24 protein-coding genes and 1 pseudogene are annotated in these 24,130 nt (G+C 66.6%); 17 read left to right on the top strand and 8 right to left on the bottom strand.

The genetic code is table 11. The features are described 5' to 3' along the window. Positions 1–188: 188 nt before the first annotated feature. The 3 genes and pseudogenes from ABD104_RS12030 to ABD104_RS12040 all read left to right on the top strand — a co-directional run. Positions 189–299, top strand: a pseudogene (locus ABD104_RS12030) (ATP-binding cassette domain-containing protein); the annotation flags it as partial. Between the two features lie 53 nt (positions 300–352). After that, on the top strand, positions 353–1,306 hold the full coding sequence (locus ABD104_RS12035) for a helix-turn-helix transcriptional regulator (protein WP_279819322.1): 954 nt from the start codon (positions 353–355) through the stop codon (positions 1,304–1,306). 106 nt (positions 1,307–1,412) lie between these two features. Beyond that, the gene (locus ABD104_RS12040) at positions 1,413–3,071 is read left to right on the top strand and encodes a tannase/feruloyl esterase family alpha/beta hydrolase (protein WP_343927604.1); all 1,659 of its coding nucleotides are present in this window, start codon (positions 1,413–1,415) and stop codon (positions 3,069–3,071) included. A 91-nt stretch (positions 3,072–3,162) separates the two neighbouring features. On the opposite strand, the gene ABD104_RS12045 is transcribed toward ABD104_RS12040, so the two are convergent. Continuing rightward, positions 3,163–3,714: a LuxR C-terminal-related transcriptional regulator gene (locus tag ABD104_RS12045; RefSeq protein WP_279819316.1), complete on the bottom strand. Its 552-nt coding sequence runs from the start codon at positions 3,712–3,714 to the stop codon at positions 3,163–3,165. 118 nt (positions 3,715–3,832) lie between these two features. On the opposite strand from ABD104_RS12045, the gene ABD104_RS12050 reads away from it, so the two are divergent. From ABD104_RS12050 to ABD104_RS12070, 5 genes are all read left to right on the top strand, one after another. Then, on the top strand, positions 3,833–4,537 hold the full coding sequence (locus tag ABD104_RS12050) for a CoA transferase subunit A (RefSeq protein ID WP_343927605.1): 705 nt from the start codon (positions 3,833–3,835) through the stop codon (positions 4,535–4,537). Between the two features lie 2 nt (positions 4,538–4,539). Further along, entirely contained in the window at positions 4,540–5,184 is a 645-nt protein-coding gene (locus ABD104_RS12055) for a 3-oxoacid CoA-transferase subunit B (protein WP_343927606.1), read from the top strand. 176 nt (positions 5,185–5,360) lie between these two features. After that, entirely contained in the window at positions 5,361–6,323 is a 963-nt protein-coding gene (locus ABD104_RS12060) for a Bug family tripartite tricarboxylate transporter substrate binding protein (protein ID WP_343927607.1), read from the top strand. 99 nt (positions 6,324–6,422) lie between these two features. After that, complete coding sequence (locus ABD104_RS12065; protein WP_343927608.1) at positions 6,423–7,307, top strand: GGDEF domain-containing protein; 885 nt, start codon at positions 6,423–6,425, stop codon at positions 7,305–7,307. A 32-nt stretch (positions 7,308–7,339) separates the two neighbouring features. Then, positions 7,340–7,873 (top strand): DUF488 family protein, encoded by a 534-nt coding sequence (locus ABD104_RS12070; RefSeq protein WP_207958657.1) that lies wholly within the window; start codon positions 7,340–7,342, stop codon positions 7,871–7,873. 58 nt (positions 7,874–7,931) lie between these two features. On the opposite strand, the gene ABD104_RS12075 is transcribed toward ABD104_RS12070, so the two are convergent. Continuing rightward, on the bottom strand, positions 7,932–8,699 hold the full coding sequence (locus tag ABD104_RS12075; protein ID WP_087839377.1) for an SDR family NAD(P)-dependent oxidoreductase: 768 nt from the start codon (positions 8,697–8,699) through the stop codon (positions 7,932–7,934). Between the two features lie 178 nt (positions 8,700–8,877). Here ABD104_RS12075 and ABD104_RS12080 point away from each other — a divergent pair, with 178 nt between their 5' ends. From ABD104_RS12080 to ABD104_RS12095, 4 genes are all read left to right on the top strand, one after another. Further along, positions 8,878–9,900, top strand: coding sequence for a Bug family tripartite tricarboxylate transporter substrate binding protein (locus ABD104_RS12080; RefSeq protein WP_343927609.1), 1,023 nt, complete (start codon positions 8,878–8,880; stop codon positions 9,898–9,900). A 34-nt stretch (positions 9,901–9,934) separates the two neighbouring features. After that, positions 9,935–10,765: a phytanoyl-CoA dioxygenase family protein gene (locus ABD104_RS12085; RefSeq protein WP_343927610.1), complete on the top strand. Its 831-nt coding sequence runs from the start codon at positions 9,935–9,937 to the stop codon at positions 10,763–10,765. Between the two features lie 195 nt (positions 10,766–10,960). Continuing rightward, positions 10,961–12,124 carry a GGDEF domain-containing protein gene (locus tag ABD104_RS12090; protein WP_343927611.1) on the top strand — a complete coding sequence of 388 codons (1,164 nt, stop codon included), beginning with the start codon at positions 10,961–10,963 and terminating at the stop codon, positions 12,122–12,124. 106 nt (positions 12,125–12,230) lie between these two features. After that, a complete protein-coding gene (locus tag ABD104_RS12095) occupies positions 12,231–14,336 on the top strand; it encodes a putative bifunctional diguanylate cyclase/phosphodiesterase (protein WP_343927612.1) in 2,106 nt (701 codons plus the stop codon). Here the strand turns inward: ABD104_RS12095 and ABD104_RS12100 are convergent. Next, positions 14,292–15,119, bottom strand: a complete 828-nt coding sequence (locus ABD104_RS12100; protein WP_343927613.1) for an IclR family transcriptional regulator domain-containing protein — start codon at positions 15,117–15,119, stop codon at positions 14,292–14,294. The genes ABD104_RS12095 and ABD104_RS12100 overlap by 45 nt on opposite strands. Positions 15,120–15,234: 115 nt before the next feature. On the opposite strand from ABD104_RS12100, the gene ABD104_RS12105 reads away from it, so the two are divergent. The 4 genes from ABD104_RS12105 (at position 15,235) to ABD104_RS12120 (ending at position 19,905) form a co-directional block, all read left to right on the top strand. Then, positions 15,235–16,221: a Bug family tripartite tricarboxylate transporter substrate binding protein gene (locus ABD104_RS12105; RefSeq protein ID WP_165963203.1), complete on the top strand. Its 987-nt coding sequence runs from the start codon at positions 15,235–15,237 to the stop codon at positions 16,219–16,221. A 19-nt stretch (positions 16,222–16,240) separates the two neighbouring features. Next, positions 16,241–17,998 (top strand): FAD-dependent monooxygenase, encoded by a 1,758-nt coding sequence (locus ABD104_RS12110; protein ID WP_343927614.1) that lies wholly within the window; start codon positions 16,241–16,243, stop codon positions 17,996–17,998. Beyond that, positions 17,995–18,972 (top strand): 3-carboxyethylcatechol 2,3-dioxygenase, encoded by a 978-nt coding sequence (locus ABD104_RS12115; RefSeq protein ID WP_243724557.1) that lies wholly within the window; start codon positions 17,995–17,997, stop codon positions 18,970–18,972. Before ABD104_RS12110 ends, ABD104_RS12115 begins: the two co-directional genes overlap by 4 nt. Before the next feature lie 63 nt (positions 18,973–19,035). Further along, positions 19,036–19,905 carry an alpha/beta fold hydrolase gene (locus ABD104_RS12120; RefSeq protein WP_176400765.1) on the top strand — a complete coding sequence of 290 codons (870 nt, stop codon included), beginning with the start codon at positions 19,036–19,038 and terminating at the stop codon, positions 19,903–19,905. Between the two features lie 21 nt (positions 19,906–19,926). Here ABD104_RS12120 and ABD104_RS12125 read toward each other — a convergent pair whose 3' ends face one another. The 5 genes from ABD104_RS12125 to ABD104_RS12145 all read right to left on the bottom strand — a co-directional run bounded on the left by ABD104_RS12125 (position 19,927) and on the right by ABD104_RS12145 (position 23,574). Next, complete coding sequence (locus tag ABD104_RS12125; RefSeq protein WP_279819289.1) at positions 19,927–20,607, bottom strand: isochorismatase family protein; 681 nt, start codon at positions 20,605–20,607, stop codon at positions 19,927–19,929. A 137-nt stretch (positions 20,608–20,744) separates the two neighbouring features. Then, complete coding sequence (locus ABD104_RS12130; RefSeq protein ID WP_343927615.1) at positions 20,745–22,508, bottom strand: alpha/beta fold hydrolase; 1,764 nt, start codon at positions 22,506–22,508, stop codon at positions 20,745–20,747. A 127-nt stretch (positions 22,509–22,635) separates the two neighbouring features. Then, complete coding sequence (locus ABD104_RS12135) at positions 22,636–22,890, bottom strand: GlsB/YeaQ/YmgE family stress response membrane protein (protein WP_279819284.1); 255 nt, start codon at positions 22,888–22,890, stop codon at positions 22,636–22,638. A gap of 95 nt (positions 22,891–22,985) precedes the next feature. Then, a complete protein-coding gene (locus ABD104_RS12140) occupies positions 22,986–23,270 on the bottom strand; it encodes a hypothetical protein (RefSeq protein WP_132979992.1) in 285 nt (94 codons plus the stop codon). A gap of 103 nt (positions 23,271–23,373) precedes the next feature. Beyond that, complete coding sequence (locus ABD104_RS12145) at positions 23,374–23,574, bottom strand: hypothetical protein (protein WP_132979993.1); 201 nt, start codon at positions 23,572–23,574, stop codon at positions 23,374–23,376. A gap of 166 nt (positions 23,575–23,740) precedes the next feature. On the opposite strand from ABD104_RS12145, the gene ABD104_RS12150 reads away from it, so the two are divergent. Then, positions 23,741–24,100 (top strand): hypothetical protein, encoded by a 360-nt coding sequence (locus tag ABD104_RS12150; protein ID WP_132979994.1) that lies wholly within the window; start codon positions 23,741–23,743, stop codon positions 24,098–24,100. Positions 24,101–24,130: the final 30 nt, after the last annotated feature.

Here is a 24,130-nt window from a genome sequence, read left to right on the forward strand (position 1 = left end):
TGCAGAACATCTACATCCGCAAGGTCGAACGCCGCGGCAACCACTTGTACAACGTCGAGTTCTCGCATCTCGACGCGGTCAAGGACCCCGGCAAGGCGAAGTGAAACACCGGGTGCGCGACGTTGCGCCGCGCACCCGCCATCGTCCCGAAGTTCCCGCACCTCACCTGGAGCATACATGGGCATCGTAATCTTCGACGGCGGCTCTCGGGCGGCGAACGGCAGATGCTGGCCATCGGCCGCGCGCTGATCACCAACCCCCAGTTGCTGCCGCTGGACGAGCCCATCGATGGCCTGGCTCTGTCCATGTCGCAGCGCGCCATCGTGCTTCGGCATGCCCAAGGGGAAACAACATGGGAAGGCACACTTATCCGTACGACGTCGACGCCGAACCGACGCTCTACAACGAACGCAGCTTCTTGAAACGAGAGGCGCTCGAAAGATGGGCGGGCTTTCCCCTGGGATACAACCTTGCGGACGGCACCTTGCACAATCCAGCCCGCTATCGCGCCCATCCCAGCTTGGCCTGCATTGCGACCGGATGGGCCGAGGCTTCCATGCTGTGCAACGGCAAGCCGTTTCAACTGAAAACCGATCCCGGGTCGATCGGGCTTTTTGCGCCGCATACGGAAATCGAACGCTGCTGGTGGCATTCCGCGAACGCCGAGCGCGTCGTCATCGAACTGGACATGTCCGAATTGAATCCGGCCATGATGCTGGACGACGAAGTGCTCGATGTTCCCCTGGATCTCAATCTGCAGTTCTACGATGGGCAGTTGCTGCAGGTCATGGTGGCCATTGCAAAGGAAGTCGAGCAGGGTTGTCCGAACGGCCCCCTGTATGCCCAATCCTTGTGCCTGGGATTGGCGCTGTACCTGAGAAGGCGCTTTTCATCGCGTCCCTTGAGCCGGACGTTCGACAAGGGCCGTCTGACCTCGCGGCAACTGCGCGCGATCGACGAGTACATCAGGGAGACGATGGGGGCGGACATAACCGTCGATGCCCTGGCCGCGTCGACCGGCTTGAGCAAGCCGCATTTCATGAAGCTCTTCCGGATGACGACCGGTACCTCTCCATACCAGTACGTGCTGCGAGCGCGCGTTGAGGCTGCCGTCGTCCTCATGAAGAACGGAGAGCCCCTGGCGACCGTTGCGAGGAAGGCCGGTTTTTCCAGCCAGAGCCATTTCTCCGCGGTATTCGCCAAGTACATGGGCATGCCCCCCAAACGCTATTTGTCCAGCGTCATTGACAAGTCCAGGCGATGGAGTGGCGAAGAGGATTCCGATGGAGGGCCGGCATCTGCGTGATGGGCGGAAAGATTCATTCTTAAAAGGCTTCACCTGCGTGAGGAGAGATGCTCACGGGAATGTCGTCGGTGAAGGACACCAAGCAGTGATGGGCAACGAGGAGACCATGATGGAACTGCGTAGAAAAGCCGGCGCCATGCGCTGGGGAATGACGACGATGGCACTTGCCGCGCTCGCCGCGTGCGGCGGGGGGGATGGGAGCGCCGACAATCCCGCGCCGCCGCCTTCCGGTGGCAATCCCGGGATAGGCGATCTGGCGATTGCTCCGGTGATGAGCTGCTCGGCCGAGGGAATCGGCAAGGTCATGCTGACGACCGACGATGCCCCGGCCAAGGGCTTCAAGGCGACGATCCTTGAAGTCGCCGCCAATACCGTCGATGGTGATCCGACCAAGCAGTACTGCCTGGTAAAGGTCAAGGTCGATCCGGAAATCAACATCTGGGTGGCCATGCCCTCGGACGGGACCTGGAATGGGAGATTCCGATCGGAAGGAGGGGGTGGCTATGCGGGATCGGTGAGTGTCGCCACGGACTCGATCAAGCAGGGGTTCGTCGGCGTCCAGACGGATACCGGCCACAAGTCTTCGGTGGGCGGCTCGTTCGGCATGTTGTCGCCGGGCGTACCCAACACGCAGTTGCAGGAGGATTTCGCGTTCCGTAGCGAGCACCTGATGTCGGTCATCGGCAAGCAACTGACAAAAAGTTATTACGGACAGGATCCTGTGCGTTCGTATTGGTACGGTTGTTCCACGGGGGGGCGTCAGGGCTTGATGATGGCGCAGCGCTATCCGGACGATTACGACGCGATCCTGGCCGGAGCACCCGCCATCCATTGGGATCGCTTCCAGGCATACCAGATATGGCCCCAGGTGGTGATGAACAATGACCTCGGGGCCGTAATCAGCCGCGACAAGCTCAATCTCGCCACGTCGCGCGCGGTGGCGAGCTGCGATGCGGCGGATGGCGTTGCCGATGGCGTGATCGACGATCCGCGTTCATGTCGCTACGATCCCTCCACGGACAACAGTATCACGCGCGCCGACTGCGCCGACGGGTCTTGCCTGACGCCGGCCGAGGCCGTCGCCGTCAAGAAGATATGGGACGGTGCGCGCGACCTGTCCGGCAACCTGCTGTGGCCGGGCGTGGAGCGCGGCGCCAATCTTGTCTCCCTGGCGGGGGCGTCGCCGTTCAGCATCGCGGTCGAACAGCCCAGGTACTGGGTCTACCTCGATCCCGACTGGGATTGGAAGACCTTGACCTATGCCAACTATGGCCAGTTCTTCGCCGATACGGTACGCGTGGTCAATCCGGTGATAGGGACGGACAATCCGGATCTGTCCGCGTTCAAGGCCCGGGGTGGCAAGCTGATCATGTACCACGGCTGGAGCGACAACCTCATCATGCCGCAGGGCACCATCCGTTACTACGATGCAGTGAAGGCAAAAATGGGCGCGTCGGCCGTCGACGAGTTCGCGACGCTCTACATGGTGCCGGGAATGGGCCATTGCAGCGGTGGCGATGGTCCCAACCAGTTCGGGCAGGGCAGCAGCGGCACGGTCGCGAAGGACCCCCAGCATGATGTCTTCCGTGCCCTGATGGACTGGTCGGAAAAGGACGCCAAGCCCGGAGCGATCATCGCGACCAAGCTCGTCGACAACAAGGTGGCGCGTACTCGGCCTCTTTGCCAGTATCCGCAGGTTGCGCGATACAAGGGAACGGGCAGCACGGACGATGCGGCGAATTTCAGCTGCGTAGCGGCCGAGTGATGTTCCATCGTCCTTGAACGATGCCCCCTTGATCGCTGCGTCAAGGGGGCATTTTTCCTGTCGATGCGAGCGGTATTGCTCTACGCCGGGCTCAAGCCGACAGCATCCGATGAATCAGGTCCGCCGTATTCGTCGCTGAAAATTTCTTCATCAGACTCGCGCGGAACACCTCCACCGTGCGCGGACTGATGCCGAGTTCCCGGGCGATCACTTTCGAGGTCTTGCCGTCCAGGAGTCGCGATGCGACTTCGCGCTCGCGAGGCGTCAGGGCCTCCGACGTGTGCGGCCGCTCGGCGCTGACATCCTCGAAGGTCCAGATCCCTGCCTCGTGCGGGCGCTCGCGGTTGAAGGCCCGGCCGGTCACGCGGCACCAGAAGTGCTGGCCGGTGGCGCGCTTCATGATACGCGTATCGGCATAGCGCCCATGCTTGTTCAGGATGGGGGCGATGCGCCTGCCCAGGCGCTCGAATTCCTCGGTCGTGGGATACAGCTCGCGGAACGACGCGCCCAGCAGGATTTCCCGGGACGCGTGGAAGACGTCGCAGACATAGCTGTTGCAGTCGACGATGATCCGGTTCTTCGAGAGGACGAGGCCGATGGGCGCCATCTCGAAGGCCAGGCGATAGTCCGAGTCGGTGGACACCGGCGCTCCTAAGCAAAACTACGTAGATAGCTACGTAGTATCTTCCAAACGCTCGCCTTGCGCCAGCCCCCCTGGCTGCGAAGGCGATGCGGTGGTTCCAGTCCTTGGAGGAGGTGTCGTGAACAAGATTTATCCATCCGCCCCCGATGCGCTCGCGGGCGTCGTGAAAGACGAGCAGATGATCGCGGTGGGCGGCTTCGGCCTGTGCGGTATCCCGGAGGCGCTGATCGAGGCGCTGCGTGCCTCGGGCGTCAAGGGCCTGACCGTGATCTCGAACAACGCCGGCGTGGACGGCTTCGGGCTGGGCAAGCTGCTGGAGACGCGGCAGATCCGGAAGATGATCTCGTCCTACGTGGGCGAGAACAAGGAGTTCGAACGCCAGTACCTGAGCGGCGAGCTGGAGCTGGAGTTCACGCCGCAGGGCACGCTGGCCGAGAAGCTGCGCGCCGGCGGGGCGGGCATCCCGGCCTTTTTCACCAAGACGGGCGTGGGGACCCTGGTCGCCGAAGGCAAGGAGCTTCGCGAGTTCGACGGGGAAACCTATGTGATGGAACAGTCCCTGGTGCCCGACGTGGCCCTGATCAAGGCGCATGTGGCCGACCGTGCCGGCAACCTGCGCTTCCGCTACACGGCTCGCAACTTCAATCCGGCGGCCGCCACGGCGGGAAGGATCACCATTGCCGAGGTCGAGGAGATCGTCGAGGTCGGCGATCTGGCGCCCGACGACATCCATCTGCCGGGCATCTACATCCATCGCATCGTGCAGAACAGCCATCCTGAAAAACGGATCGAACAGCGCACGACGACCAAGGCGGAGCATTGATCATGGCATGGAGCAAGGACCAGATGGCGGCGCGGGCCGCCCGGGAACTGCGCGACGGTTTCTACGTGAATCTGGGGATCGGCATCCCGACCCTGGTGGCCAACCACGTGCCGGGCGATATCGAGGTCTGGCTGCAGTCCGAGAACGGCATGCTGGGCATCGGCCCGTTCCCGACCGAGGACCAGGTGGATGCGGACCTCATCAACGCGGGCAAGCAGACCGTGACCACGCTGCCGGGATCGTCGATCTTCGGCAGCGACCAGAGCTTCGCGATGATCCGCGGCGGCAAGATCAACCTGTCCATCCTGGGCGCCATGCAGGTCAGCGGGAAGGGCGACCTGGCCAACTGGATGATCCCCGGCAAGATGGTCAAGGGCATGGGGGGCGCGATGGACCTCGTGGCCGGCGTCGAGCGGGTGGTGATCCTGATGGAGCACGTGGCCAGGAAGAAGGATGGCGGCCACGAGCTGAAGATCCTTCCCGAGTGCACGCTGCCCCTGACGGGCGTCGGTGTCGTGGACCGCATCATCACCGACCTTGGCGTGATCGACGTGACGGCGGACGGGCTGGTGCTGGTGGAGCTGGCGGAAGGCGTCAGCGCCGAGGAGATCCAGGCCAAGACGGGTGTGCCGTTGAAGATGTCGTAGGGGCCGCGTAGCGCCGGCATGGAAAAGGACGGTACCCCCGCCCACAACCGGCCGGCTGACGGCGAGTCCCCGCATGGCACCCCCTTTCTGAAACGATCGTATAAAAAATAAATACGTATCCCAATATTTGGGATACATTAATAGAAATAAAACGATCGTTTTAGAACGGAGGCGCCATGCGGTACATCACGGCGGTATTCGCGTTGTTGTCGTGCCTGGTCACCGCCGGCGCCATGGCCCGGGACTATCCGGCGCATCCCATCCGGTGGCTGGTTCCCTATCCGCCGGGGGGCGGCGCCGACAACGTGGCGCGTGTCGTCACGCAGCGGCTGTCGCGCACGCTCGGGCAGCCGATCGTGGTGGACAACCGGCCGGGCGGCAACACCATCATCGGCACGCAGGCGCTGCTGTCCGCCGCGCGTGACGGCTACACCGTGATGAACACCGCCGAGCAGATCGCCGTCAATGCCGCGCTGTATCCCGGCCTGAAGTATTCCGCGCAGCGTGACCTCGATTTCGTGGCGCTCCTGGTGCGCACGCCCTTGCTCCTGCTGGCGCGACGGGATCTGCCCGTCTCGGACGTCGCGGGGCTCTTCGCCTACATGAAGGAACGCGGCGACCGGCTCACTTATGGAAGCTGGGGGCAGGGCGGGATGAACCACTTGACCATGGAGGCCCTGGCCGCGCGAGTGGGCGTGCATCCGACCCACGTGCCGTTTCCGGGGGCGGCGCCGGCCATGCGCGATCTCCTGGGCGGCCAGATCGACCTCTATTTTTCCGATCCCGCCACGGCGCTGCCCCACCTGCGCACGGGCAAGCTGAAAGTCTTGCTGGTATCCACCCGCGAGCGCCTGCCGTATCTTCCCGACGTGCCCACCGTGCACGAAAGCGGCTATCCCGGGTTCGACATGTACAGCTGGCAAGGCGTGCTGGCCCCCAAGGGTATCCCGCCGCGGGTACTGAAGACCCTGGCCGCCGCGATACGCGAGACGCTGCAACAGCCCGAGGTGGACAAGGAACTGCGCGAGCGCGGCTTCATTCCGGATCCCGGCACGCCCGAGCAGTTCCGGGCGTTCTTCCTGCGCAGCCAGGCGGAGCTGGGAGACATCGTGCGCAGGCGGAACATCCGGATCCAGTGACCGGGGGGCCGGCATGCGCGGCTGCCGCGAGTGCGCTATCTTAGGTCCCTGTCCGTCGACGGCGTGCCGCGTATGAGCCTGATAACAAGAAAACCCGCCATGGCCGGGGAACTGCCCAGGCCGCCCGTGCCGGCGGGGGTCTTCAGGTTTGCGCTGGATGCGCTGCCCGATGGCGTGCTGCTGGTCGATGCCGACAGGCGGGTGATCTATGCCAACAAGGCCTTCATGCTGCTGTGGCAGTTTCCGGAGGAGGCCTGGGAAGGCTGGAGCGAAAGCCGGATGCTGGCCTACGCCAGCGGCCAGCTTGCCGATCCCGACCGCTTCCTGGAACACGTCGAGGCCCTTCATCCCACGGATGAGGCCTACCGCGACGAACTGCACTTCAAGGATGGACGCGTCTTCGCCCGCCGCAGCGTGCCCTTCGCTGCGGATGGATCCTTCCGCGCGCGGATCTGGATCTTCACCGACATCACCGACGCCAGGTCCTCGCTGCTGGATCCCTTGTCGGGCGTTCCCAACCGCCGCGCCTACACGCTGGAGTTTCCCCCCTTCGTCGAAGCGGCCGACGACGGGTTGTTGAAGTGCGTGGCGATCCTCGACGTCGACAACTTCAAGGCCTACAACGACCGCTATGGCCATGCCGCGGGCGACCGGGTGCTCAAGCGCGTGGGCGGCCTGTTGCGCGGCATGCTGGGCCGGTCCGACGACCGGGTCTTCCGGATAGGCGGCGAAGAGTTCCTGGTGGCCTGCCGCCTGAGAGAGGACGCCGAGGGCGAGTGTTTCTGCGACGGGATGCGCACGGCCATCGCGGGCATGGGGATTGCTCATCGGGGCAATCCGCCGCATGGCGTCGTGACGGCGTCGATGGGGTTCGGCATCTTCCGGGGCGAACGCCGCACGGCCGAGGTCTTCGACCGTGTGGATGCCGCGCTCTACCAGGCCAAGGCCGAGGGGCGCAACACCTTGCGGCGAGCGAGCTTATAGCGCAGACACGCGAAAGAACGAGGAGCATGGCGATGGAAACGGCAGGGCTGGAAGTGTGGACGGTGGGACATTCCACGCATTCCCTGGAAGCGTTCCTGGCGATGCTGGCCGCCCATGACATCGAGGCGATCGCCGACGTGCGGCGGCACGCGGGTTCACGCAAGTATCCTCACTTCAATCCGGATGCGCTGGGCCGCGCGCTGGCGCAGGCCGGGGTGGAGTATGTGCCGCTGCCGGAACTCGGCGGCCGGCGTTCCCCCCTTGCGGATTCCCATAACACCGTATGGCGCAACCCATCGTTCCGCGGGTATGCGGACTACATGGAGACCGAAGACTTTCGCCTGGGCGTCGATCGGCTGCTGGCATTGGCTCGCCGCCGGCGGACCGCCGTCATGTGCGCGGAAGCCGTGTGGTGGCGATGCCACCGGTCGCTGATCGCCGATTACCTGAAGGCGAGGGGCGTCTGCGTCAGGCACATCCTGGGGCCCGGGAAGAGCGAGGTTCATCCGTATACGTCGGCAGCTCGGATCCGGGACGGCGCGTTGACCTACATGCCGGACGCCTGAAACGCCGGCACGCACGGACAGGAGGAACCGCCATGGCGCGGCGCATAAGGGGTCGGCGCTACACCGCCGTATACCCGCCATCGGCCAGCAGGTCCGTGCCCGTGACGAAGGCCGCCGCGTCGCTGGCCAGGAACAGCGCCGCCTCGGCGATCTCGGCAGGGGTGGCGATGCGGCCCATGGGATGGCGGGGCGCCAGTTGGGCGCTCGCGGCCGCTTCGCAGCCGTACCGGCGAGTGAGCCGGCTGGTCATCACCGATCCCGGCGACAGGCTGACGGCGCGGATACCCTGCTGCGCATAGTCCACGGCGATCGAGCGGGTCAGGCCCAGCAGGGCCGCCTTGCTGGTGCTGTAGGCGCCCGCGCCGGGATTGGTCACGTGGCCGAGCTGGGACGCGACGTTCAGGACGACCGCGCCCGGCGCGCCCAGCAGGTGCGGAATGGCCCACTTGGCCATCAGGAAGGCGCCGGTCACGTTCACGTCCAGCGCCTGTTGCCAGTCATCCACTCCCAGTTCGGCCAGCGGCAGCCGTGGCGACACGATGGCCGCGTTGTTGACCAGGACGTGCAGCGCGCCGAAATGGGCAACCGCGGCTTCGACCGCCTGGCGCGAAGACCCGGCGTCGGCCACGTCGCAGCCCAGTGCCAGGCTGCGTTCCGGGCAGGGTCCCCGGCCGATGCGCGCCTCCGCCTCGGCCTGGTTCCGATCCAGCCATGCCACGCTGGCGCCGGCCAGCAGGAAGCGGCCGGCGATCGCCGCGCCCAGGTCGCCCGCGGCGCCGGTCACGATCGCGACCCGACCGGACAGTGGGAGGTGGGAAGAGTCCATGGGTTGCTCCGAGCTTTTGTGTCGACACTTTTCTTGATTGTCGGATATTTCGTCCCATTAATTGACGTTTTTGGCGCTTTTATAGGGGTAAATATCTAGTTCTTGGATAAAGTGTTGATAGTTTTGTGAGTCAAGGTTTATCCTGGACCGGAAAATTCACTTTTCCTCAAGGCCGTCCATGGGTACCGCTTCCGATCCGTCTCACGTCAATACGCGCCGGCGCCTGCTGCTGGCAGCGGCGCCCCTTGCCGCTTCGGCCTTTTCGGGCGGCGCGCGCGCCGCCGCGGCCGGGACGGACTATCCGACGCGCCAGTTGACGCTGGTCTGTCCGTTCCCCGCGGGCGGGTCGGCCGACACGGTCAGCCGCCTGGCGGCGCACGCCCTGGCAGCCGAGCTGGGGCAGTCGGTGGTGGTCGAGAACAAGGCCGGGGCGGGCGGCAACATCGCCGCGGACTATGTCGCGCGGGCGCCGGCCGATGGCTACACCCTGCTGGTGGCGGGGCAGGCCATCCTGGCCATCAACAAGCCGCTCTACCGCAAGCTGCCGTACGACGCGGAAAAGCAGTTCCGCTTCGTGTCCATGATCGCGTCCATGCCGAACGTGCTGGTCATCAATCCCAAGACGGTGCCGGTGGCCGGCATCAAGGAGTTCGTCGCCTATGTGAAGGCCCATCCGGGCGACGTCAGCTACGGCTCGAACGGCGTCGGCTCGCTGTCGCACCTGACGACCGAGATGCTCGCCAAGGCGGGGGGCATGAAGTTTCTGCATGTTCCGTACAAGGGCAGCGCGCCGCTGATGGTGGACCTGGTGGCGGGGCGCCTGGGGTTCTGCTTCACGGGATCGGCGCTGGCGGCGCAGATGGTGAAGGAGGGCAGCGTGAAGGCCCTGGCGGTCACGACGAGCGAACGGATCCGCGCGCTGGCGGACGTGCCCACGCTGGTCGAGTCGGGCTTCCCGGAGCTCAACGCGCCGAGCTGGTTTTCGATCGTGGCGCCCTCGGGCGTCAAGCCCGAGGTGTTCGCGCGGCTGAGCAAGGCCATGGCCCGCGTGACCGTCTCGCCGGACTACATCGCCGCGTTGGACAAGGCGGCCAGCATCGTCGAACCGATGGATCCGGCCGCGGGCGAGGCACGCTTGAAGCGCGAGCGCGCGTTCTGGACCGAAGCGGTGACCATGACGGGGGCGACGGCCCACGATTGATTCCGGGCGGATGCCGGGAACGCAAGGAGCACAGATGGGCAGGATGCTGAGCGCCGGACAGGTCGACGCGTACGCGCGCCAGGGATACGTCAGCCCGGTGGAGGCCTTTTCCCCGCGGCAGGCGCGTGTCTACCGCGACCTGCTGGAGTCCGCCGAGCAGGCAGGCGGAGGGCTGTCCGCGGACCGGCGCCGCAAGATGCATCTCTACCTGAAGTGGGCGGACGAGATCGTCCGCCATCCGCGTGTGCTCGACGCCGTCCAGGACCTGATCGGCCCGGACATCCTGGTCTTCCACCTGACCTGCTGGATCAAGGAACCATGCACCGGCGCGTTCGTCAGCTGGCACCAGGATTCGACCTACTTCGGCCTGGAGCCCGCCCAGCATGTGACCGCATGGGTGGCGTTGTCCCCCAGCAATGAGGAAAGCGGCTGCGTGCAGGTGGTGCCGGGCAGCCACGCGCGGGGACAGCAGCGGCACTCGGCGGGCGGGGATGCCGCCAACATGCTGAATACGGGCCAGCGGATAGACGTGCCCGACGATGCCTGCATCGACCTGATGCAGCTGGAGCCCGGTCAGTTCTCGCTGCACCACACCCATCTTTTCCACAACTCCATGCCCAATCGCTCCGCGGACCGGCGCATCGGCCTGGGCATCAGCTACATACCCAGCCACTGCCGGTGCGACAGCCGCCAGCGCCTGTCGGCCAGCCTGGTGCGCGGCGTGGATCGCCACGGTAACTTCGACCTGGACCCGGCGCCCGTCGCCGATTTCGACCCCCAAGGCTTGCGTTGCCATGAAGCGGCGATGCGTCGCTGGCACGCCGCCCGCGCGGAGCTGATTCCGAAGGCGAACGCCGCCGCGTAGCCGCGGCGCGCGCGCCGTGTTCCAGTCGGAGTTTCCCCGGTGTTGCGCCGGGGGTACTGGCTGAACCGCGGCCGCCTGGTATCGCTATCATTGTCTTCCTGGAGGCAGGTCGTCGGCCATGGGCACCGACCCGGCCATGCTCCCGGGAGACCGGCGTGGGCCGGTCGGCAGCCGTCCCATACCGAGTGCGGCATCATGAACAACAACGACACCTTGCTTGCGCTCGCCCATCCCCTGATCGCGCTTCTGCTGGCGGCCATGTTCTACGGCGCCTGGCGCTACGCGCATCGCCAGGCGCAATTCCTGTTCTTCGCGATGGGCTTCGCCTGCTACGCGGGCGGCATCTCCATGCTGATCCTGCTGTGGCCGCCTTGGCTCCTGGCCAACATCGCCTTGACGGGAGTGGCCTACGCGTGCGCCATCTTCTGCTTCGCGCGGGGCCTGACGGCGCTGGAGGACAGGCGGCTGCCGGGGCTGCCGGCCGTGCTCGTGCTGGCGGTCATGCTGGCCATACGCATGGCCAGCGCGCACGACGAGTCGCTGTTCCGGTTGCGCGTGGCCACGACGCACGTTGCCGCCGCCCTGGTGTTCCTGCTGGCGCTGTGGCAGGTCCGCCATATGGCGCGGGGAACCGCCCTGGAGCGGCTGCTGTTCTGGTGTGTCGCGGCCTGCACGGCCAGCCTGCTCCCACGGGCCATGCTGGCCACGCGGCCGGCGGACCGGTACGGCTACGACCACTCGCTTTATTGGGAGGTCATGCAGACCAGCTTCTATTTCTTCGGCATAGGCGTGGCGTTCCTGATGCTGGGCCTGACGTCGGTGCGGACCATCTCCAGCCTGAGCCAGGCCAGCCGCCGGGATCCGCTGACGGGAATGAACAACCGCTCGGGGCTGGGCGAGTTCCTGGCGGCGCGCCTGCCGCGGTGCGCGCGCTATGGCCTGATCATGGTGGACGTGGATCATTTCAAGGGGATCAACGACCGCTACGGCCATCCGGCGGGGGATGCGGTGCTGAAGCTGCTGGCGGCGATCATGGAGCAGGGCATACGGGCGGACGACGCGGTGGGCAGGTTCGGGGGCGAGGAGTTCATGGTGGTGCTTCCCGAAGCCTCGGACGACGAGGCGAGGCGGGTGGCCGAGCGGCTGCGTGTCGCGGCGGCCGCCCAGGATTTCTCGGACATCGCGCCGGGATTGCAATGCACCGTGAGCCTGGGCGTGGGCAGCTTCGAGCATGGCGTCTCGTTCGAACTGGCCTATGCGACGGTGGACGAACGGTTGGCCCGGGCCAAGCGCCTGGGCAGGAACCGCGTGGTGGGGAAGGAGCCCGGCTGGGCGGTAAGGCGCAGCTCGGGGGCTTGAATTCCCGCGGCAAAGGCGTGACTGGCCGAGGGATGTTTTGCTATAAGGAGGACGGGTCTCTTCGCCTTCCTGGCAACAAGATAGATACGCATCCGGGAATACGGTCGTGCACGGTGTCTATAACCCCTTGCTGGTATTTCTTTCCCTGGTGGTCGCATCGCTGGCCGCCTACACGGCGCTGGAGCTGACCGGCCGCATCGCGTCGCTGCCGGGATGGAAGCGTCGGCTGCCGTGGCTGATGGGCGGCGCGGTCGCCATGGGGGTGGGCATCTGGTCGATGCACTTCATCGGGATGATGGCTTTTTCCCTGCCCATTCCCCTGGGGTACGCGTTCGGGCCCACGGCGCTGTCCCTGCTGATCGCCATCCTGGTGTCCGGTTTCGCGCTGGCGGTATCGGCCAGCGGCCGTGTCCGGCTCCGTTGCTGCCTGGCGGGCGGGGCGGCCATGGGAGCGGGCATCGCGGGCATGCACTACACGGGGATGGCCGCTCTGGACATGGCGCCCGCGGTGAGCTACGTGCCCTGGATCGTGCTGGCCTCCATCGGCCTGGCCATCGCGGCCTCTGTCGTGGCGCTGTGGCTGGGCGTCGCGCTGCGAGGTTCGGACGAACCCTATATCGCCTTCAAGCGCCTGGGCGCGGCGCTGGTGATGGGGGGCGCCATCACCGGCATGCACTACACCGGCATGAGCGCGGCGCAATTCGCCCCCGGCAGCGTCTGCCTGTCGGCCAGCCAGCTGGATCACAACTGGCTGGCGATGATGGTGTCCGGCTCGTCGCTGGCCGTGCTGCTGGGGACCCTGCTGGTGCTGGGCTGGCGCGCCAACAGCCTGGCCGACTCGCTGCGGCGGGCCAACCGGCAACTGCAATACCTGAGCATGCACGATGCGCTGACCGGCCTGCCGAACCGGTTGATGCTGGTCGAGCAGATGAACCTGGCGATCCAGGACGCGGTTCGCGACAAGACGGCATTCGCGGTCTTCTTCCTGGACCTGGACGGGTTCAAGACGGTGAACGATTCGCTCGGGCATGCGGTGGGCGACGACCTGCTCAAGGGCTGCGCCCAACTGCTGTCTTCGCACGTGCGCAAGGACGACCTGGTCGCGCGCATAGGCGGCGACGAGTTCGTCATGCTGTTGCGGGGCATATCGGCACCCGGGGATGCGGCGTCCGTCGCCAAGAAGCTGCTGCGGGTGTTGCGGAACGACATGATCGGTTGCCAGGCGCGCCTGCGGATCAGCGCAAGCGTGGGGATAGCCATGTATCCGGGAGACGCCCGGGACGGCGAGGCATTGCTGGACTGTGCCGATGCCGCCATGTACAGCGCCAAGCAGGCGGGCCGGAACACCTATTGTTTCTTCGAGCCGGGCATGCACGCCAACGCCGCCCGCACGCTGATGCTGCAGCAGGACCTGCAGGCCGCGCTCGACGCAGGGCAGTTCAGCCTGGTGTTCCAGCCCAAGTTCAGCGTGGCCACCCGCGCGATCTGCGGCGCGGAGGCGCTGATACGGTGGCATCACCCGACCTTCGGCAGCGTGGCGCCCATGGAGTTCATCACCATCGCCGAGCGCTCGGGCCAGATCGTCCAGATCGGCGACTGGGTGATACGGGAAGTCTGCCGCTGCGTGAGCGACTGGCGGCGGCGCGGGCTGGAGCCGGCCCAGATCTCGATCAACCTGTCGCCCATCCAGTTCAACGTGCCTGACCTGATCGGGCGCGTCGAGGACATCCTGGACGAGATGGACGTGCCGCCCCGCCTGGTGATGTTCGAGATCACCGAGACCGTGGCCATGCTGAACGCGGGCCGTACGGCCGAGATCGTGAACCGCTTCCGCGCCCGCGGCTTCGACATCGCGATCGACGACTTCGGCGCCGGCTATTCGAGCCTGGCCTATCTGCACCGGTTCAAGGTCAAGCAGATCAAGGTCGACCGGCTGTTCACGTCGGAACTGGACCGCAATGAAGCCGAGGCCAGGGCGCTGCTGTCGGCCATCGTGACGCTGTCACACGCGCTCCACATGGAGGTAGTGGCCGAGGGCGTGGAGAACGAGGCGCAGATGCGTTTCCTGACCGAGCTGGGGTGCGACGAGGCGCAGGGCTTCCTGTTGGCGCATCCGCTGTCCGAAGAGGCCTTCCGCAGCCTGCTGCAGCCCATGGCGTCGTTCGCGCTAAGACGGATCGCCGCGCTGGGACAGCCGCGTCGCGCCGACTGATATCTCTTCGGCCAGGAGGCGCAGCAGCGGTACGTAGCGGTTCGAGATCTCGCGGTCCGGAACGACGTTGCGCTGCAGGACGAGATTGATGGCACCTATGGCGTGGCCGCGCAGACGTACAGGGAAGGCGATGGCGGCGACGCTTTCTTCGTTCACCAGTTCTCCCTTGTTGACGGCATAACCGCGGCGCCGGGTCTCGCGCAGCACGCGGCCGACATATGCCTTGTCGCGGGCAACGGCGCCGATGGCATCGCCGCGTTCCCGCAGCAGGGTCAGGGTGGCTTCCCGTTCCTCGTCCGAACAATAGGCCAGCCAGGCACGGCCTATGGCCGAGGTCAGCATCGCGATGCGTGTACCGATGGTGGCCCGGTGCTGGGACAGCAGGCTGGAGCGATGCGTCGATTCCCGCACGATCATGAAGCCGCCGTCGGGCGTGGCGAGATCGCTGGGCCAGGACAGGGCGCTGAGGTGCGCGCTCATGGCGGGCGAGGCGACCCGGTCGATCCAGTCCGCGCCGACGTAGCCTTCGGCCAGTCGCCGCACCTCGAAACTGAGCACGTACAGCGCGCCGTCGTCCTTGTGGTGGACCAGGCCTTCCTGCCTGAGGGTCTCCAGCAGGCGCTTGACCGTCGTGCGATGCAGGGCGGTCAGGCGGGCCAGTTCGACCACGCCGCCCATTCCCCCCGGCATGCCGTTCAGCGCCCGCAATACCGCCAGCCCCCGGCTCAGTCCGCGGACCTCCTTGTATGCCGAGTCCTCGGGTTTTCCCGTAAGCAGATACATGCTTCTCCGTTGGGTGGTGCACTAAGTGCACCTACTATACAGGGGTATGGGGTGGCATCAGACTTCCTCCCGCATTCGACACGGCGGCATCGCCGGCGAGAACCAAGGAGACGACATGAATGCCATTCGACGTGCGTTCTGCACGATGGCGGCGTTGGCCGCCGCGACCCTCACGCCCGCGTTCGCGCAGGAATGGCCGGCCAGGCCGATCCGCATCGTGGTGCCGTATCCGGCGGGCGGCAACGCCGATTCGGCGGCGCGGGCGCTGGCCGAGGTGGTGTCGGCCAGCCTCAGGCAGACGGTCATCGTCGACAACCGCCCCGGGGCCTCGACGATCATCGGGACGGACGCGGTCGCTCGAGCGCCGGCCGACGGCTATACCATCGGCCTGGTCACCGATTCGCATGCCATCAACGAGGCCATGGCCCACCTGCCGCATGCCAACGAGGTGCTGGGCGCGAAAGTGCCCTACGACGCGGTCAAGGATTTCATGCCGGTGTCGGGCGTGGCCCTGGTACCCCTGGTGCTGGTGGCCAACCCCAAGGTGCCGGCGCGTTCGGTGAAGGAACTGGTGCGGCTCTCGACCACGGGCAAGGGCGTTGATTTCGGCACCATGGGGCCGGGCAGTCCCTGGTTCGTGCACCTGCACCAATTGCGCAAGCTGACCGGGGCGGATTTCGTGGACGTGCCCTACAAGGGGCTCGCGCCGGCGAACACGGATCTCCTGGCAGGGCAGATCCAGACGATGCTGATGCCCGTCCACTTCGCCCAGCCCTATATCAAGACGGGCAAGCTCGTACCGCTGGCGACGCTGGGCGGCAAGCGCCATCCGCTGCTGCCTGACGTGCCCACGCTGGCCGAGAGCGGCTATCCCGGCCTGGAGATCACCAATTACTTCATGTTCGTCGTGCCGGCGGGCACGCCGCAGCCGGTGGTCGACCGGCTGACCCGCGAGTTCAACGCGGCGCTGCGCCAGCCGGCAATGAAGGAGAAGTTCGCGCTGACCGGCGATCCCTATCCGGCCGAACCGGCCGAACTCTCGGCCCGTCTGCGCCACGACATCAAGGCCTACGGCGACGTGCTGCAGGCCACTCTCAAATAGCCCACGAAGGGAAACGACAGTGAAGAAGGATGCATTTCAGACCGACGTGCTGGTGGTCGGCTCCGGTCCCATGGGCGCCACCACGGCGCTGGCGCTGGCGACCTACGGCGTGCGTGTCCAGGTGGTGAACCGATACAACTGGACCGCGAACACGCCCCGCGCGCACATCACCAACCAGCGCGCGATGGAAGTCTTGCGCGACCTGGGCCTGGAGGATGAAGCGCGCCGCCGGGCCACGCCCTGGGAATGGATGGGCGACACCTTGTTCACCACCAGCCTGGCCGGACCCGAGATCGCACGGCTGCGCACCTGGGGAACCGGCGACGAACGCATCGGCGACTATCTGCAGGCCAGTCCTTGCCCGATGCTGGACCTGCCGCAGAACAAGATGGAGCCCATGCTGGTCACGCATGCCGCCGCGCGCGGCGCGGTCTTTTCGTTCAATACCGAGTACCTGGGCCACGAGCAGGACGCGGACGGCGTGACGGTCAGCCTGCGGGATGTGCCGTCGGGCCGGGAATATGCCGTTCGCTCGCGGTACCTGGTAGGTGCGGACGGCGCGCGCTCCAAGGTCATGGACGACGCGGGGCTGGAGCTGCGGGGACAACTGGCGCGGGCGGCCACCGCCTACGTGCTGTTCCGGGCGGACCTGTCCCGGTATGCGGCCCACCGGCCCAGCATCCTGTATTGGATCGCGACCTCCAATGCGGCGTTCGGCGAGATCGGCCTGGGCCTGCTGCGCGCGATCGAACCATGGGACCAATGGATAGCGGGCTGGGGCTTCGACATGGAGAAGGGGGAGCCCGATTTCTCTCCCGGGGAAATCCTGAAGAAGGTCCGTATCCTGGTGGGCGACCCGGACCTGGAGATCGAGATCGACAATGCCTCGGTCTGGTACGTGAATCAGGCGCACGCGCCGGTCTATTCGAAGGGAAGGGTCTTCTGCGGCGGGGATGCGGTGCATCGCCATCCGCCCTCCAGTGGACTGGGATCCAACACCTGCATGCAGGACGCCTTCAATCTCGCCTGGAAACTCGCATTCGTGCTGCGCGGCCACGCCGGGACGGGCCTGCTGGATTCCTATTCGCTGGAACGCGCGACGGTGGGGGCGCAGATCGTTGCCCGGGCGAACCAGTCCAGGCTGGACTACGGTCCGCTGAACCAGTGCTTCCGGGAAGCCGGCGCCGAGGATCCGGTCGCGGCTGGCCTGGCGCGGCTGGCCGCGCCCGATGCCGAAGGCGTGGCGCGGCGCGCGGCCCTGGCCGAGGCGCTCAGGCTCAAGAACTACGAGTTCAACGCGCAGGGCGTGGAGCTGAACCAGCGCTATGCGTCGGCGGCGATCATTGCCGAACCGGACGCGGGCGAGGAAACCTGGAGGCGCGATCCGCAACTGCATGCGCAGGCCAGCACGCGCCCCGGCGCCAAGCTGCCCCATGCCTGGCTGGTGGGGAGCGACGGACGCAGGGTGTCGACGCTGGATGTCGTGGGCCGGGGCAAGTTCACCCTGCTTACCGGCCTGGCGGGGCAGGCGTGGAAAGAGGCGGCCGCCGCGATGGACCTGCCTTTCCTGAGGACCGTCGTGATCGGCGAGCCGGGCGCGCTCGATTCCTACTGCACGTGGCACGCGCTGCGCGAGATCGAGGAGTCCGGGGCGCTGCTGGTGCGCCCGGACGGTATCGTGGCGTGGCGCCGGCACAGCGGCGAAGGGCTGGACGCGGCGGGAGCGGGTGTCGTTCTCGAGGCGGCCCTGGCGAAGCTGCTGGACCGCGTGCGGTGACGAGGACGGATGCCATGGGCGAGCGGGCCTTCCTGGGCATGTCGCATTCCCCGTTGATGGGGCTGAACCCCGTGCCGGCACAGGCCGGGGCCGAGTTGCAGGCGGCCATCGCGCGAGTGCGCGATCAGGTCCTGGCCTATGCGCCGGACCTGGTCGTGCTGATAGCGCCCGACCACTACAACGGCTTCTTCAACCGGTTGATGCCGCCATTCTGCATAGGCACGCAGGCCCGGGCGGTGGGCGACTACCTGTCTCCCGAGGGCCGCTTGCAGGTTGATGCTTCGCTGGCGCTGGAGATGGCCGATGCCCTGATGGACCGGGGGTTCGACGCGGCCGTCTCGCGGCGCATGGAGGTGGACCACGGTTTTGCCCAGCCGCTGCAATTGCTTTGGGGAGGGCTGGATACGCCGCCCGTGGTGCCGGTGTTCGTCAATGCCGTCGCGCCGCCCGGCATTCCGCGCCTGTTCCGGTGCCGGGATCTGGGCCGGGCCATCGGCGATTTCCTGGACGGCGTGCCGCGGCGCGCGCTGCTGATCGGCTCGGGCGGACTGTCGCACGAGCCGCCGGTCCCGACGCTGGATCATCCCGATCCCGAGGTGCGCGAACGGATCACCGTGCCGCGCGCGGCCACGCCCGGCGAGCGCGAGGCCAAGACCCGGCGCGTGATGGCCGCGGGACAGGCCTTGGCCGCGGGCGCCGGGACGGTCAAGCCGCTGGCGCCGGACTGGGACCGCCGCTGGATGGATGCGCTGGCAGGTCCGGCAGCCGCCCTGGATGAATTGTGCGCGTGGCCGGAGGACGCCATCGCTCGCGAGGCGGGCGCATCGGCGCACGAATCGAAGACGTGGCTGATTGCGCGCGCGGCGCTGACCGGGCGCATCGGGGCGCCGGTCTTCCGGTACTACCGGGCCATTCCCGAATACATCGCCGGTTTCGGCCTGATGCTGATGACGCAGCAGGGCTTGATGAACTAACCCATGCCCGCCGCGCACGCGGACGGGACCTTTCACTGCATTGCCTACGAACGAGAAATGACCATGACGCAAACGATCTCCCCGCTGACCGAAGCCGCCACCAGCCGCTACGTGCAAATCACCGAGAACGGCCAGCCGCTGCGCCTGCACTACAACGACACGGGCGTGGGCGGCGAGGCCGTGATCATGCTGCACGGCTCGGGCCCTGGCGCCAGCGGCTGGGCCAATTTCCACCGTAACGTCCAGCCGTTCGCCGATGCCGGCTACCGGGTCATCCTGCTGGACTTCCCGGGCTGGAGCAAGAGCGACGCCATCGTCTGCGCCGGTTCGCGCTCGGACCTGAACGCGCGCGCGCTGGCCGGCCTGATGGATGCGATCGGACTGGAGCGGGCGCACCTGGTCGGCAACTCCATGGGCGCCCACAGCGCCGTCGCCTTTGCCCTGGCGCATCCGGCGCGCGTGGGCCGGCTGGTCCTGATGGGCGGCGGGACGGGCGGGGTCAGCCCCGTCGTTCCCATGCCCACCGAAGGCATCAAGCTGATCGGCGCGCTGTACCGCGATCCGACCATCGAGAACCTGAAGCGGATGATGAACGTGTTCGTCTATGACGCCGCCAGCCTGACCGAGGAATTGTTCCAGGCTCGGCTGGACAACATGTTGTCGCGCCGCGATCACCTGGAGAACTTCGTCAAGAGCAGCCAGGCCCATCCCCGGCAGTTCCCCGACGTGGGCGCGCGGCTGGGCGAGGTCGCGGCCCGGACCCTCATCATCTGGGGCCGGGACGACCGCTTCGTGCCGATGGACACCGGACTGCGCCTGCTGGCCGGCCTGCAGGACGCCGAGCTGCACGTGTTCAGCCGCTGCGGCCATTGGGCCCAGTGGGAGCACGCGCAGAAGTTCAACCGCATGGTGCTGGATTTCCTGGCGGCCTGAGAAGGCCGCCAGGGGCGGCGATTACGCGCGCTGCGAGTCCAGCGTCTCGTTATTCTTCACCACCTCCTGAGCCTTCGTGTAGCTTTCGATCAGCAACTGGTAGGCGGGGAAGATCTTGGTGTAGACCTCGGCCCACTGCAGGGCGTCGTCGCGATGCCAGGTCTTTTGCAGCTCGGAGGCTACCGCCGCAGTGTCCATGGGCACCACGCCCGCCTGCACCACGCGCGCCAGCGTGATCTCCTGCGCCATCTTGCTGTAGGTGCCGGAGGCGTCGACCACCGCGAACACCTTGTAGCCGTCGGCGACCGCGCTGATGGCGGGGAAGGCCATGCACACGCTGGTGATGGTGCCGGCGATGATGAGGGTCTTGCGTCCGGTGGCCTTGACGGCGGCTACGAAGTCCGGGTTGTCCCAGGCGTTGATTTCGCCCTTGCGCGCCACATATTGGGCATGCGGTGCGTTGGCGTGGATTTCCGGGATGAGCGGGCCGTTGGGACCCTGGGGCACCGAGGCGGTGGTGATGACGGGCAGCTTGCTCAGGGTGGCCATTTTGGCCAGCGCCGCGGCGCGGGCGCGCAGCTCGGGCATGGGCATGTCGCCCACGGTCTGGAACAGGCCGCTTTGATGATCGATCAGCAGCATGACGGCGTCTGCGGGGTCGATGACGGGACGTTGGCCCTGGAAATTGGCGGGGGTGCTCATGGTGCTCTCTCCTTGGTGGTCGGCGGGCAGCGGATTGCTTGTGCCGTGGGAAAGAGCATATCCACGATGCCAAAAAACTTTTAGTAGGCAAAAATGGCATGCATCGTTCCTTTTTAGGAACGATGCATGCTTTCGGATCAAAGCCCCTGCTTGCCCGCGCCGGCCAGGATCTCCTGGATCCGGTCCAGCAAGGCATCGGTACGCGCCTGGTCGGGCGCCGCCATCCGCTTCAGGCTGCCCAGGGCCGCCACGTCGCCGTAGAAGGGCACCTGGTCGCAGTCGGTGCGGCGGGCCGGCAGCGCATCGTCAAGGAAGAAGGCCGCCACCCGGTGATCCACGCACGGGCTCATGTAGGGGAACACGCCATGCGAGTACTCGCCCTTCACATACAGCAGCCGCGCCGTGGGCAGGGCATCGACGAAGCGCAGCGCGTTCTCGGTCAGGGTCAGCGCGTCGAACTGGCTTTGCACGACCATCAGCGGCCCCGCCTTGGCGGTGTCCTGCACGGCGGGCTTGGCGGTGGTCGGACCGCCCCAGTACAGGCAGGGCGCCTCGGTCATCGAGCCGCCGGTCACCGGATGGCTGATCGCCATCTCGTTGCCCAGGCTGATCCAGTACTGGGGATCGGTCCGGCTCGCCACGTCGTTGCAGACGACGGCGACGTAGGTGGCCTCTTCGGGCGGCATCAGCAGGGACCGCGGCTCGGGGAAGCGGATCGCGGCGAACTGGTCGAGCAGGCGTGTCGCCGCGCGCAGGGCTGCTTCGACGTCGAACGGAGCCCGGTCGCGGATCGCGGTGTCCACCGCGATGCGAAGGTCGGCATCGCTGATGTCGGGATCGGTGGCCAACCGGTCCCTGGCGATGCCCGCCGCCAGCATGACGAAACCCGACGACACCAGGCCGCGGCTGCTGTTGAACGCCAGCGTCGCGCCCACGGCCGCCTTCAGGGGCGAGGGCAGCGTGCCGAACAGCGCGCGGATCCGGCTTTCGTCCGCGCCCAGCCGGTAGAGGTCCGGATGGCGGGCGAAATAGGGGCTCATGACCTCGTCCAGCACGCGCTGCTTGCCGATGGACTGGCCGATCATGGCTTCGTCGAAGCCGGCGGTGAAGTCGACGGCGCTGTCCAGCACCAGGTGGCCGGCCTGTCCGGGGAAGCGGGCGGCATACCAGGCGCCCAGCCAGGTTCCGTACGAATAGCCGATGTAGTTGAGCTTGGCGTCGCCGATCAGATGGCGGATCAGGTCCAGGTCCCAGGCCGTCTGTTCGGTGTTGATATAGGGCGTCAGGGGGTTGTTCTTGCAGGCCTTGGTCGCCAGCCGCAGGTTGTACAGCATGGCCTCGATGTTGGCCGGGCTGCGGTCGTCGGACGGGAAGTTCACCTTGCGCGAGGGTTCGTTGGCCGTGCAGGTGATGGTGGTGCCGGCACCGGTGCCGCGCGGCGAGAAACCCACCATGTCATAGTGCCGCGCCAGGTCCTGCAGCGCCGCACGCGTGGGCGAGTCGCTGGGAGGCTGGGAGAACAGCGCGCCGAAGTTGGCCGCGATCTCGAGTCCGTCGCCGCCGGGGCCGCCGGGATTGAAGACGATGGAGCCCTTGCGGACCTTGGGCTCGGCGGTGGCGACCTTCAGCAACGCGAGGCGGATGTCGCCCCGGTCCGTCCTGGCGTAGTCCAGCGGCGCGCGTATGGTCGCGCACGACACTTTGTCTCCCAGTTGCTGGATGAGGGCGCTGTTCGGACCCAGGACGTTCGGATCGCAGGGGGCCCATGCCACCGCCTGGGATTTGTAGGCGGCCAGCGGGTCGTCCGGCGCGGGGGCATCACCTCCGCCGCCGCAGGAAGCCAGACCGGTCAATAGGACGGCGGCGCCGTATCGCCATGCCGAGCGGCCGTGGATATGCATGTATGCCCCCATTCTTGAGAATGTCTTTCATGGAGGCGCAAGCATAGCCGCATTCGTCACATGCGGATACGTTTTGTTACGTGGGGGCGGGGGCGGAAGGGAGGGCGCCGGCGATGCCGGCGCGGAACTAGGCGGACTTTTTCCTGATCATGCCGTAGATCAGCAGCAGCACGATGGCGCCGACCACCGAGGCGATCCATCCGGCCGGCTCGCCCGGCTGGTACCAGCCCATCGCGCGGCCGGCATATCCGGCGATGAGCGAACCGGCGATGCCGAGCACGATGGTCATGATCCACCCTATGCTGTCGTCGCCTGGCTTGATCGCACGTGCAAGCAGGCCGACGACCAAGCCTACCAGAAGACTTCCGAGAAGAGACAGCATGGCGTACCTCCGGGCAAGATTCCAGTTCCCCTGGCGGGGCGTGCGCGCATCATGCCATATTTCGAGGCGGCCGGCGTAGCCCGGCCGGTGGGCCGTCAGCGCAGGGTGTAGCCCTTGGCGCGCATGCAGTCGTTGGCCATGCCCGACTGGCGTTCGGCGTTGGCCAGGCCGTCGCTCACGCCGGATCCGCCGCCGGCATTGATGCCGCGGTACGAGGGGGTGCTCGAGCCCGGCGAATTGATGCGAGCCTGGCGTTCGCACTGGATGCGGTCGCGCTCGGCCTGGTCGGCCGAGGAGGTCTCGCGGTACCAGGAAGTGGGGCTGGAGGCACACGCGGTCAGCGCCAGCACGCAGAGCAGGGCGGCGGGGTTCTTGTTCATGATGTTCTGTTCCGTTTGAGGCCCCTGGGGCGTGGCCCGCATCGCGGGGAATGCATCGATTGTATTCAAACGCGAAGGCGCGCAGAACGAGGGGCGGAGTCTGTCAGACCTCGTCGTCGTACTCGAGTTCGGACAGCCGGCGCCGCAGCGCTCGGGCGTCCACCTCGGTGGCGTGGTAGTTCAGCGGCAGCTGGCGCAGTTCGCCGTCGTAGGGATCGCCGTCCGCCGCGTCGTTCAGCGACAGTTCGAATACGGCAAGGCGGCGCTGCCTGAGCTGGCGCATGTATTGAAGAATGTTTTTCATGAATGGGGATGGTTGCGGTTCCGCGGACCGCCTGGACACGATGCGCTATGCTCCCTGCGTTATAGACGCTTTCGGCGGGACTGGCTAGCGCCGGCGCGGCGGCTTGCCCCGGGGTCGCGCCGGGTATGCGGCTTGCTGAGCGAGGCATCCGGACAGGAGATACCGCATGACTACCGCTCCCCACGACGGTTCGGCCCCGCATCATGCCTATCGGCTCTACGCGGCAGGAGACGGCTTGTATGCGCGGGACGGCGCCGGCAAGGCGGTTCGCCTGGGCGCCGTGTCCGAGCGGGACGGCGTGCTGGGCTATCGGCTGGAAGTGGACGATCTGCGGGCCGAGGGGTTCCTGACCTCGGAAAAGCTCTTGCAAGACGTGGCGGCCAAACTGGCCTATGCGTCGCTGCACCGGTTCTTCGGCGCGGCTCCGGCCACGCCGATCCAGGAGGGCGAGGCCAATTTGCCGTGCCTGCTGTTGGAGAACGAGGAGCCCGGCAATTATCCGCCGGCTGGCAGCGCGGCCGAGTAAGAGGCCGGCGCGCCCGTCCGCAAGTACGTC

Source organism: Pigmentiphaga daeguensis (assembly GCF_039523035.1).
GTDB classification, from domain to species: Bacteria; Pseudomonadota; Gammaproteobacteria; order Burkholderiales; family Burkholderiaceae_B; genus Pigmentiphaga; species Pigmentiphaga daeguensis.

Coding starts and splice junctions, on each gene's coding strand:
- ABD104_RS12125 (WP_279819289.1), bottom strand. CDS start 20,607: ATGAGCACCCCCGCCAATTTCCAGGGCCAACGTCCCGTCATCGACCCC.
- ABD104_RS12065 (WP_343927608.1), top strand. CDS start 6,423: ATGGCCGGGGAACTGCCCAGGCCGCCCGTGCCGGCGGGGGTCTTCAGG.
- ABD104_RS12040 (WP_343927604.1), top strand. CDS start 1,413: ATGATGGAACTGCGTAGAAAAGCCGGCGCCATGCGCTGGGGAATGACG.
- ABD104_RS12120 (WP_176400765.1), top strand. CDS start 19,036: ATGACGCAAACGATCTCCCCGCTGACCGAAGCCGCCACCAGCCGCTAC.
- ABD104_RS12055 (WP_343927606.1), top strand. CDS start 4,540: ATGGCATGGAGCAAGGACCAGATGGCGGCGCGGGCCGCCCGGGAACTG.
- ABD104_RS12060 (WP_343927607.1), top strand. CDS start 5,361: ATGCGGTACATCACGGCGGTATTCGCGTTGTTGTCGTGCCTGGTCACC.
- ABD104_RS12080 (WP_343927609.1), top strand. CDS start 8,878: ATGGGTACCGCTTCCGATCCGTCTCACGTCAATACGCGCCGGCGCCTG.
- ABD104_RS12130 (WP_343927615.1), bottom strand. CDS start 22,508: ATGCATATCCACGGCCGCTCGGCATGGCGATACGGCGCCGCCGTCCTA.
- ABD104_RS12100 (WP_343927613.1), bottom strand. CDS start 15,119: ATGTATCTGCTTACGGGAAAACCCGAGGACTCGGCATACAAGGAGGTC.
- ABD104_RS12075 (WP_087839377.1), bottom strand. CDS start 8,699: ATGGACTCTTCCCACCTCCCACTGTCCGGTCGGGTCGCGATCGTGACC.
- ABD104_RS12135 (WP_279819284.1), bottom strand. CDS start 22,890: ATGCTGTCTCTTCTCGGAAGTCTTCTGGTAGGCTTGGTCGTCGGCCTG.
- ABD104_RS12070 (WP_207958657.1), top strand. CDS start 7,340: ATGGAAACGGCAGGGCTGGAAGTGTGGACGGTGGGACATTCCACGCAT.
- ABD104_RS12105 (WP_165963203.1), top strand. CDS start 15,235: ATGAATGCCATTCGACGTGCGTTCTGCACGATGGCGGCGTTGGCCGCC.
- ABD104_RS12145 (WP_132979993.1), bottom strand. CDS start 23,574: ATGAAAAACATTCTTCAATACATGCGCCAGCTCAGGCAGCGCCGCCTT.
- ABD104_RS12085 (WP_343927610.1), top strand. CDS start 9,935: ATGGGCAGGATGCTGAGCGCCGGACAGGTCGACGCGTACGCGCGCCAG.
- ABD104_RS12035 (WP_279819322.1), top strand. CDS start 353: ATGGGAAGGCACACTTATCCGTACGACGTCGACGCCGAACCGACGCTC.
- ABD104_RS12150 (WP_132979994.1), top strand. CDS start 23,741: ATGACTACCGCTCCCCACGACGGTTCGGCCCCGCATCATGCCTATCGG.
- ABD104_RS12090 (WP_343927611.1), top strand. CDS start 10,961: ATGAACAACAACGACACCTTGCTTGCGCTCGCCCATCCCCTGATCGCG.
- ABD104_RS12140 (WP_132979992.1), bottom strand. CDS start 23,270: ATGAACAAGAACCCCGCCGCCCTGCTCTGCGTGCTGGCGCTGACCGCG.